The sequence below is a fragment of the Moorena sp. SIO3H5 genome (genome assembly GCF_010692395.1).
Classification (GTDB): Bacteria; Cyanobacteriota; Cyanobacteriia; order Cyanobacteriales; family Coleofasciculaceae; genus Moorena.
In genome coordinates, this window is record NZ_JAAHHS010000325.1 from 1 (window position 1) to 8,931 (window position 8,931).

General features: G+C 42.8%; 9 protein-coding genes. 5 read left to right on the top strand and 4 right to left on the bottom strand.

Annotation, left to right across the window (positions count from 1 at the left end):
* Positions 1-283: 283 nt before the first annotated feature.
* On the top strand, positions 284-1,483 hold the full coding sequence (locus tag F6K52_RS26935) for a tetratricopeptide repeat protein (protein WP_364419884.1): 1,200 nt from the start codon (positions 284-286) through the stop codon (positions 1,481-1,483).
* A 163-nt stretch (positions 1,484-1,646) separates the two neighbouring features.
* Positions 1,647-2,234 carry a Uma2 family endonuclease gene (locus F6K52_RS26940; protein WP_293085579.1) on the top strand — a complete coding sequence of 196 codons (588 nt, stop codon included), beginning with the start codon at positions 1,647-1,649 and terminating at the stop codon, positions 2,232-2,234.
* A 69-nt stretch (positions 2,235-2,303) separates the two neighbouring features.
* On the opposite strand, the gene F6K52_RS26945 is transcribed toward F6K52_RS26940, so the two are convergent.
* Positions 2,304-2,870, bottom strand: a complete 567-nt coding sequence (locus F6K52_RS26945; protein ID WP_293085582.1) for a Uma2 family endonuclease — start codon at positions 2,868-2,870, stop codon at positions 2,304-2,306.
* Between the two features lie 52 nt (positions 2,871-2,922).
* Positions 2,923-4,176: a transposase gene (locus F6K52_RS26950; RefSeq protein WP_293085585.1), complete on the bottom strand. Its 1,254-nt coding sequence runs from the start codon at positions 4,174-4,176 to the stop codon at positions 2,923-2,925.
* Positions 4,177-4,534: 358 nt separating this feature from the next.
* On the opposite strand from F6K52_RS26950, the gene F6K52_RS26955 reads away from it, so the two are divergent.
* Entirely contained in the window at positions 4,535-6,217 is a 1,683-nt protein-coding gene (locus tag F6K52_RS26955) for a capsule biosynthesis protein (RefSeq protein WP_293085588.1), read from the top strand.
* Positions 6,218-6,272: 55 nt separating this feature from the next.
* Entirely contained in the window at positions 6,273-7,490 is a 1,218-nt protein-coding gene (locus F6K52_RS26960) for a glycosyltransferase family 1 protein (RefSeq protein ID WP_293085591.1), read from the top strand.
* 149 nt (positions 7,491-7,639) lie between these two features.
* Here the strand turns inward: F6K52_RS26960 and F6K52_RS26965 are convergent, their stop codons facing one another.
* Positions 7,640-8,344 carry a riboflavin synthase gene (locus F6K52_RS26965; protein WP_293085594.1) on the bottom strand — a complete coding sequence of 235 codons (705 nt, stop codon included), beginning with the start codon at positions 8,342-8,344 and terminating at the stop codon, positions 7,640-7,642.
* Positions 8,329-8,517 (bottom strand): hypothetical protein, encoded by a 189-nt coding sequence (locus F6K52_RS26970; RefSeq protein ID WP_070395558.1) that lies wholly within the window; start codon positions 8,515-8,517, stop codon positions 8,329-8,331. The genes F6K52_RS26965 and F6K52_RS26970 overlap by 16 nt, the downstream gene beginning before the upstream one ends.
* A 120-nt stretch (positions 8,518-8,637) precedes the next feature.
* Between F6K52_RS26970 and F6K52_RS26975 the strand changes: the two genes are divergently transcribed.
* Positions 8,638-8,931 (top strand): bifunctional nuclease domain-containing protein (locus tag F6K52_RS26975; RefSeq protein WP_293085601.1); only part of this gene is annotated, 294 nt, incomplete at its 3' end.

Here is an 8,931-nt window from a genome sequence, read left to right on the forward strand (position 1 = left end):
CAGGTTGGCAGGTTGTTCGCGTAGCGTGGCCGAAAGGCCAAGGTTGCAAGTTGAAGGTTCTTCGCCCTTGGCGTCCCTTGTAGCTTAGGTTACAGGTTGCATTTTATAAATCCAGGTTTGCTGTTGTTAAGGCTCTAATCTTCAACCATCAACCGTCTAACCGTCAACGGTCAACCGGCCAACCTTCAACCTCCTAACCTTCAACCTCCTAACCTTCAACCTCCTAACCTTCAACCTCCTAACCTTCAACCTCCTAACCTTCAACCTCCTAACCGTCTAACCAATGACTGATGCGATGCTTAGCCTATGCATGATTGTTAAAGATGAGGAAGAATATTTACCACAATGTTTGAGTAGTGTCAAGGATATAGTGGATGAAATGGTCGTCCTAGACACTGGTTCAACGGATCGAACGATTGAGGTGGCGCAAAACTATGGCGCTAAAGTTGAACAGTTTGAATGGTGCAATGATTTTGCAGCTGCTCGCAATCAGGCGTTGAAGTATGTGCAAGGGGAATGGGTGCTGGTGTTGGATGCTGATGAAGTGTTGAAACCGGAAGTTGTACCGGAAATCAAGCAGGCTATCCAAAATAGTTCTTATCTAGTTATTAATCTAGTCCGGCAAGAAGTGGGTGCTACTCAATCTCCCTATTCTCTGGTGTCCCGTTTATTTCGCTATCACCCAGATATTCGCTTTTCTCGCCCCTATCATGCTATGGTGGATGATACTGTAGCGCAAGTGTTACAACGAGAACCCCAATGGCAGGTGGTGTCTCTATCCCAAGTGGCAATATTACACTACGGTTATAGCTATGATGCGATCGCATCACGGAATAAGTTGACTAGAGCCCTTACGGCGATGGAAGGTTATCTGGCTAGTCATCCGTTTGATGCTTATGTGTGTAGTAAACTCGGGGCGCTTTATATTCAAAATAATCAAGTAGACCAAGGTGTGGAGTTACTAAAGCGTGGTTTAACTAGCACTGAGCTAGAGCCAGCGGTATTATTTGAACTGCACTACCATCTGGGGAATGCTTATACTCGCCAAGGAGAGCTGAATTCAGGAGCAATACATTACCAACAGGCGATTCAACAACCGATTTTGCCCCAGTTGAAATTAGGAGCTTACAATAACTTGGGCAGTTTGTTGTTAACAGCAGGGGAGTTGAATCACGCCAAAACGGCTTATGAAATGGCAGTTAAGATAGATCCAAGTTTTGCCCTTGGACATAATAATCTGGGCATGACTTGGAAGGCTTTGGGTCAGATGGAAAATGCGATCGCATCCTATCAGCAAGCGATTCAACTCAACCCAGAGTATGGAGAGGCTTATCAAAACTTGGGAGTGGTTTGGCTTAAACTGGGCAACGTTGATCAGAGTTTATCGGCATTTAAAAAAGCGATCGCACTTCACGAAACCCATAACCCAGCTGAAGCTCAGCGTCTTCGTCAGGGACTTCAGGCTATGGGATTTCAGGTTTAATTTTATTAATTCTAAGATCAGTTATAAATTAGTTTAAGGGCTTTACTCGTTTCAAGCTTTCCCTTAACTTACTATGTAATTAATATCCGTTAATCCTTAATTTAATTTTTCAGAAATCCCTTACAAACACACTAGATAAACTTTCAATATTTAGATAGTTTTCATGAATACTTCCACTATATCCTTACCCCCTAATCTAGAATTAAAGCTGGACTTAACGGACGAACAATTCTGGCAACTGTGTCACGACAACAGCGACTTAAGATTTGAGCGCACTGCGACTGGAGAATTAATTATTATGTCACCTACAGGTAGCACTACAGGTGAACGAAATGCTGATCTAATCTATCAACTTAAAGCCTGGAGTCGCCAGAACAATTTGGGTAAAGTGTTTGACTATAACACTGGGTTTACACTTCCCAATGGTGCAGACCGCTCCCCTGATGCGTCTTGGGTTCAGCAAGAGCGCTGGGATGCTTTAACCCCCGTTGAACAAGAAAGATTTGCCCCCATATGTCCCGATTTCGTAGTAGAGTTAATGTCTCCTAGCGATTCCCTAGAGAAAACTCGTCAAAAAATGCGGGAATATATGGAAAACGGGGCAAGACTTGGCTGGTTGATTAACCGAAAACAGCGAAAGACTGAAATTTATCGTCCCCATCAAGCTGTAGAAATTATCAACAATCCTGATACTATCTCCGGAGAAGATGTCTTGCCAGGATTTGTGTTAGATCTTTCAACAATTTGGTAATTTGGAAATGGTATCTTGGGGTTTGTATCTTCAGCCAATTATAAGCATATGCTGAATGCTTACCTTTAGCTAATTACCTGACATTTTGAGCCAACCAAAAATCCGATCTACTGTTAACTCTAGGTTAATATCATCTAATACAGAAGGGTGATTGCTACCTAGTAACAATTCTGGTTGTTGACCCGGTCGAAACACTAAAATAGATCTATCAGCAGGATCAATTAACCAACCTAGCTGACAACCATGTTGTAAGCAATAGAGAATATTGCCAATTACCCGATTTGAACTCTGTTCTGGAGAGAGGATTTCAATTACCCAATCTGGATACAATAAAAAATCATTGGGAACTTCCCCATCGGCATCAAAAGGAATTCGTGACCATTTGAAAACCGCTATATCAGGTACAATAGAGCGTATGCCAAAACTACAGCGCAACTCTGGGAAGGCATAAGCGATTTTCTGGCTTTCTGTGTTTTCGTTGATACTATTGCATAGCCTGAGCTGCAATCGACTATGCTTTCCTTTCGGCATTGGCTTTTGGACAATATCGCCGTTGATGTATTCCTTGGCTGGCTTTGTTTCTGGGAGCTTCAGAAATTCTTCCAGGCTATGTGCTGGGGTAATTGTGACAGTCATCGCTCCTAAATTATGGGTAAACTTTCTTTAGTTTAGCAGTATGGTGTGGAGGTTAGAAACTGTTAGGGTTTGCTGGTTTTGACACTCCCCGCCCGCTTATGAGCGGGGATTCTTCACTCAACGACTCGACTTGCTCAACCAGGTCTGAACCAAGAAGAGTAGAGGCCAAATCTCCTGAAGCGTTTGGATTAAGAATCCAAGTTCCGACGTGCCCCGTCGTACTTATAGCTCTATTTCGGATATTGATGGCGGCGTTATGGTCTCTGTCTAGTTCACATCCGCATTTGCAGATATGAGTTCTTGTCGATAAGGACTTTTTAATAACTTCGCCACAATCAGAGCAGTTTTGGCTAGTATAGGCAGGATTCACTGCAACAGTTATCCTGCCCAACTTAACGCCAAAATACTCCAACCATTTCCTAAACTGATACCAACCTGCGTCATTAATAGACTTAGCGAGACAATGATTTTTTACTAGGTTCTTAACTCTCAAGTCTTCGTAGGCGACCAGATCGTTAGATTGGATTACGCAACGTGCCAGTCTCTTGGCATGTTCTTCACGTTGCCTACTTATCTTGAGATGTTGCCTGCCTAGTCTATTAATGGCTTTTCTACGATTGGACGAGCCTTTCTTTTTTCGGGAAACCCGACGTTGATAAAATTTTAGGCGTTTTTCATTTTTTCTATAAAATCGGGGATTTGGCTCACTGTGTCCTTCAGAATCTGTATAGAACTCCTTGAGTCCTACATCCAGTCCGATAGTCCTGCCAGTTGTGTCTAGATCTTCTTTGACCTCTACTGCAACACAGAATTGAACGTAATACCCGTCGGCTCTCTTGACTATCCGAACCCGATTAATTTGCTTCTTGTCAAAACGCCACAAGTCCCAGGTGCCTTTGAGTTTAAGCTTCCCGATTCCTTTTTTGTCCGTGAAGGTTATCGATTTCTTGTCAGGGGATAATTTCCATCCTGACTTTTTGTATTCGACAGAATGACCACGTTTTTTAAATTTCGGGAAGCCCTTTTTCCCTGGCACCTTTTTCTTGCAATTGTCGTAGAATCGAGCGATCGATGACCATGCCCTCTCAGAGGCGGCCTGACGGGCAGTAGAGTTTAGCTCATTAGCAAAAGGGAACTGCTTGGCTAGAATCTTAGAGTATTTACTAAGATCGTTTTTACCTGTCCTTTTATTGTCCATCCATAGACGAATACAGCTATTTCTGATAAACTTAACAGTCCTGATAGCTTCGTCTATAGCTGAATACTGAGACTGTTTACCTTTGGCTTTAAACTCTAACACGATCATTGACCTTGACCTTGACCTCCGGTCACGCTAAGCGAACGGTCACGCTACGCGAACGAACTCGACCCCTTTCTAATACATTTTTATATTAACATAATGCATATAAAAATGTCAAACTTAGATCTAAAAAAAAGCCGTCCTAGAAGGACGGGGCTTTAAACCCAAATTTTTCGGTAAGATTCGATCGGGGGATAGAGTTCTCGCATAGTTTTGGCTTGGGGTTACAGTGATCAGTACATACAGTACATACAAAAGCAATGATCTCCAAACCTATATGGTAAAAGTAATATGCTAGTAATCCGGCTTAGCTGAGTGTTAGCTGTTCACACTCAACCGTCAACCGTCAACCGTCAACCATCAAATGATCAAAGAGTTTCTCAAGCGGAACAAATCCCTTCATCGCAGGGTTAAGCTCTATAAGCGTAGACAGCGCATTATTCGAGATCAGCCAAAGTGGGATTTGGTCTTGAAAGGGTCTCTAAACCAATGGCAAAATGCCCTAAAGGCTGCCCAAACTGGCTCTAAGATTCTGGTAGCTACTAGTGTGGGTGGGGAAATTCATTCCATCACTTTAGAAAGTCTACTAGCAGTGGGGTTAACCCTCAGGGGTGCTCAAGTTCATATTTTGCTCTGTGATGGTATTTTACCAGCTTGTTTTTGGTGTGATGTCAGTTTTTATCCCAAACAGGACTTGTTTGTAAACCATGGTCCTAAACGTGACTTGTGTAACGACTGCTTTCCCCTAGCCGATCGGATCTATAAGCCCCTAGGATTGACTATCCATCGCTACAGTGACTTTCTCAGAGATACAGATTACCAACAGGCCAAGGAGATAGCTAGCAGTCTCACCATTGCTGAGATTGAAAAGTACACCCTAGATGGGGTAGCTGTGGGAGAACATGCTTTAGCTGGAGCTCTGCGATTTTATGCTCGTGCTTCTCTGGAAGGGGAACCCAATGCTGAGCCAATTCTTAAGCGTTACTTCCAAGCGGCAATACTGACCACTTGGGCGACCCGTCGGCTGCTGCAAACGGTTAAGGTTGAGTGTGCTGTATTTAACCACGGCATTTATGTTCCTCAGGGGTTGACTGGTGAAGTAGCCCGTCAGGAAGGGGTGCGAGTGGTGAACTGGAATCCTGCTTATCGCAAACAGTGCTTTATCTTTAGTCACCATGAAACCTATCATCACCAGCTGATGTGGGAGCCAGTAAGTAATTGGGAAACTATACCGTGGACTTCCCAGATGGAAAAGGAGTTGATGGACTATTTGAAAAGTCGCTGGCAAGGAACTCAGGATTGGATTTGGTTCCATGAAAGTCCTCAGTTTGACCTGACCAAAATTACTGATGCAGTAGGAGTAGACTTTTCTCGTCCTTGTATTGGGTTACTGACTAATGTGATGTGGGATGCTCAACTCCATTACCCAGTTAATGCTTTTCCTAATATGCTGGAATGGGTATTGACAACTATTCGTTATTTTGCTAAAAGACCAGAGTTACAGTTGTTAATTCGGATTCACCCAGCGGAAATTCGAGGGACTTTGCGATCGCGTCAACCCTTGTTTGAAGAAATTTGTCAGGTTTTCCCCACTCTGCCTCCAAATGTGTTTGTTATTCCCCCAGAAAGTCCCGTTAGCACTTATGCTGCTATCCTCCAATGTAATGCGGCTCTGATCTACGGCACTAAAATGGGTGTGGAATTAACTAGCATGGGCATACCTGTAATTGTTGCAGGAGAAGCGTGGATTCGTAATAAAGGCATCACTATGGATGCGAGTTCTGTAGAGGAGTATGTTCAGTATTTAGATCAGTTACCCCTAGGGGATGGCTTACCTGAGGCAATCATAAAACGAGCAAGAAAGTATGCCTATCACTTTTTCTTCCGTCGCATGATTCCCCTAGAGATGACCACCGAAGCTAGTAATCCATCGGAATTTAAACTTCAGGTATGTGATCTCAATGAATTTATTCCTGGTAAAAGTAAAGGATTAGATGTTATTTGTGATGGCATCTTGACCGGAACAGAGTTTATCTATAGTCATTAGTTAATTATCAACTACCAATTATAATTTTACTTGGTAATTAACTAATGATTACACTATGATAAAAATTGCTGTTGATGCTACACCAATCCGCCATAAGTTAAGTGGCATTGGCATGTATGCCTTAAATTTAATTCAGGCACTCCATAAGCTACAAGGTCAGGAAGACTTTCAGTTAAGTGTCGCCTATCAACCAAGTGTAAGACAATGGTTATCTCGTGATTGGTCATTTATTGAAGTGCTAACTAGGCATTTAGAGATTCAAAATATAGAGATTAAAACTATACCGTTACCGGTTACAATCTCTAGTTTACTAGCAACTTTACCTAATCCCATCTTACCTTATTGTGAACAATACTTAGGAAATCCTGATATCGTCCATGGTACTGACCATGTCGTTTATCCCTGTAAAAAAAGCTTGCGGGTTATGACGATTCATGACCTAACTTTTATTAAATATCCTCAGTATGTTAACTCAATTGTTAAAAGCTATACTGCTCGGGTAAAACAATGTTTACGGTGGACTGATTTAGTGATTACTGTTTCCCAGTCTACTAAACAGGATATCGTCAATTACCTAAAGGTTAATCCTGAGAACATCCAAGTTATTCCTCAAGCTAGCCGTTACTCTAATTTAGATTTAGCTAATACTCTAGATTTACCGAATACCAAGGTGGAGTCTTTGCTGACATCAGTTAATTACGACTTCGCCCAACCCTATATTTTATTTGTGAGTACTCTTGAGCCCAGGAAAAATATTAATACTCTGATTGCAGCATTTAATTATTTAAAACAACGGCATCAAATTGAGCATCAGTTAGTACTGATTGGGCAAAAAGGATGGTCTTATGAATCTATTTTTGCGGATATTGATAGCTCCCCTTGGAAACATCATATTCATCATCTGGGCTACTTATCCGATCAACTAGTAGCCTGGTTCTACTCAAATGCAGATGTTTTTGTGTATCCTTCCTACTATGAAGGGTTTGGTCTACCAGTCTTGGAAGCGATGACTTTGGGTGCCCCTGTGATTACCTCTAATACTTCATCCCTGCCTGAAGTAGCGGGAGATGCCGCAATTTTAATTGACCCTAATCAGGCAATTGAATTAGCAGATGCTATGGTCAAGGTGATCAGTAATTCTCAATTGCGGGAGGAATTGATTAGAAAGGGTAAGGAAAGAGCGATGCTATTCTCTTGGGAGAGAACGGCAAGGCAAACTCTAGCAGCCTATACATCTTTAGTAGGAAAGGGAAGAGGGGGAAAAGTACTTTAGGGGTTGTGCTTGTTGAACCTCCCTTTCCGTAGAGGTCGGAATTCAATGGAATGTGAAGTCTCAAGTGTGAAGTGTGAAGGTTGGCTTGTTTAGTTGTTTACCTTTGGCCTCCCTGATTTTTCACAAGTAATGAAACAGCCCTACAGGCTTCAGCCAGGGGAGGATGTCAAATACCCATGCTCTAGCAGAAATTCCGGAGAAATGTCATCCATCCCTTTAGGCGTTGGCACTCGGTTACCCAGCAACTTATCGACATATTTCCCTAAAATGTCACTTTCGATATTTACCCAATTGCCAGTCCGTAAGTGGCTAAGATTCGTATAGCTGTAACTATGGGGAATCACCGCTACTTTGAACCAACTGCCGTTGGGGTCACACTCAGCAATCGTTAGGCTGACCCCATTGACGGCAATGCTACCCTTGGGAACAAGATAACGAGCTATCTTATGCTGCCACACATCCGTCAAGGAAGCTGGTGCTGTAAAGCACATTTCCCAGGAGTTTGGTGTTTGTAAAGATTCCGTTAAGCAGCCAATACCGTCAATGTGACCTGTTACAAAGTGACCCCCTAGTTTGCTACCCACACGCAAAGACGTTTCCAAATTAACGTAAGAAGTTGTCTGTAGCCTTTGTCCAAGGGTGGTGCGCCCCTGAGTTTCATCAGAAGCAGTGGTCGAGAAGCCTGTGGGCAAAACTTTCTCTACCGTTAGGCAAATTCCGTCCACTGCTACACTATCACCAGGTTCTAAATCTTGTAAGATAACATCCATAGCATCAGAGGTACCGGAGACAATAAAGCGATCGCTTCCGATTGGTCCAATTGTGCCGAGAGCTTGAATTAATCCTGTAAACACTGTTGTTTATACTGTTCTTCTGTAAGAGGATGAACTGGTGCAACTAGACTGTTAGTAGGAAAAGAGCTGGCATAGGTTTGTGTTTTTTTAGTGAAGTGGCCAAACAAATTTCCTGAGACTAAGGCATACTTGGAGAATACAATCTTGTTGATCTCACCGAATTGGATTCTCAAGGGCTAATCTTACCGTTGACCGGTAACGTGAAAAGAACAGATCTGGCAAGCGCAAGTTTCGGTGCCCGTCTGTACAGTACTAGTTTACCGCTTCGCTTTGATGCCCCTGATGCTGACCGTATTCTAGAGGCTAAGCTGATGATTGAAATGAGAGTTGCTGGCATTGCAGTAGATACTGTAACACGTAGCCCTATCGTGTTACTCAAAGATGTCTTAGATCGGCGTGCTCTGCCAATCTATATTGGGCAAGATCAAGCAAAGGCAATTATCAGTGCTTTGGAAAGACAAACGCCACCCCGTCCCCTGACCCATGACCTAATGGTCAATTTTCTAGAGGAGTGGAGCATAACACTGGATCGTGTTATAATACACTCTCTCCAAGATAACACATTCTATGCCAGCCTCTGTGTTAGA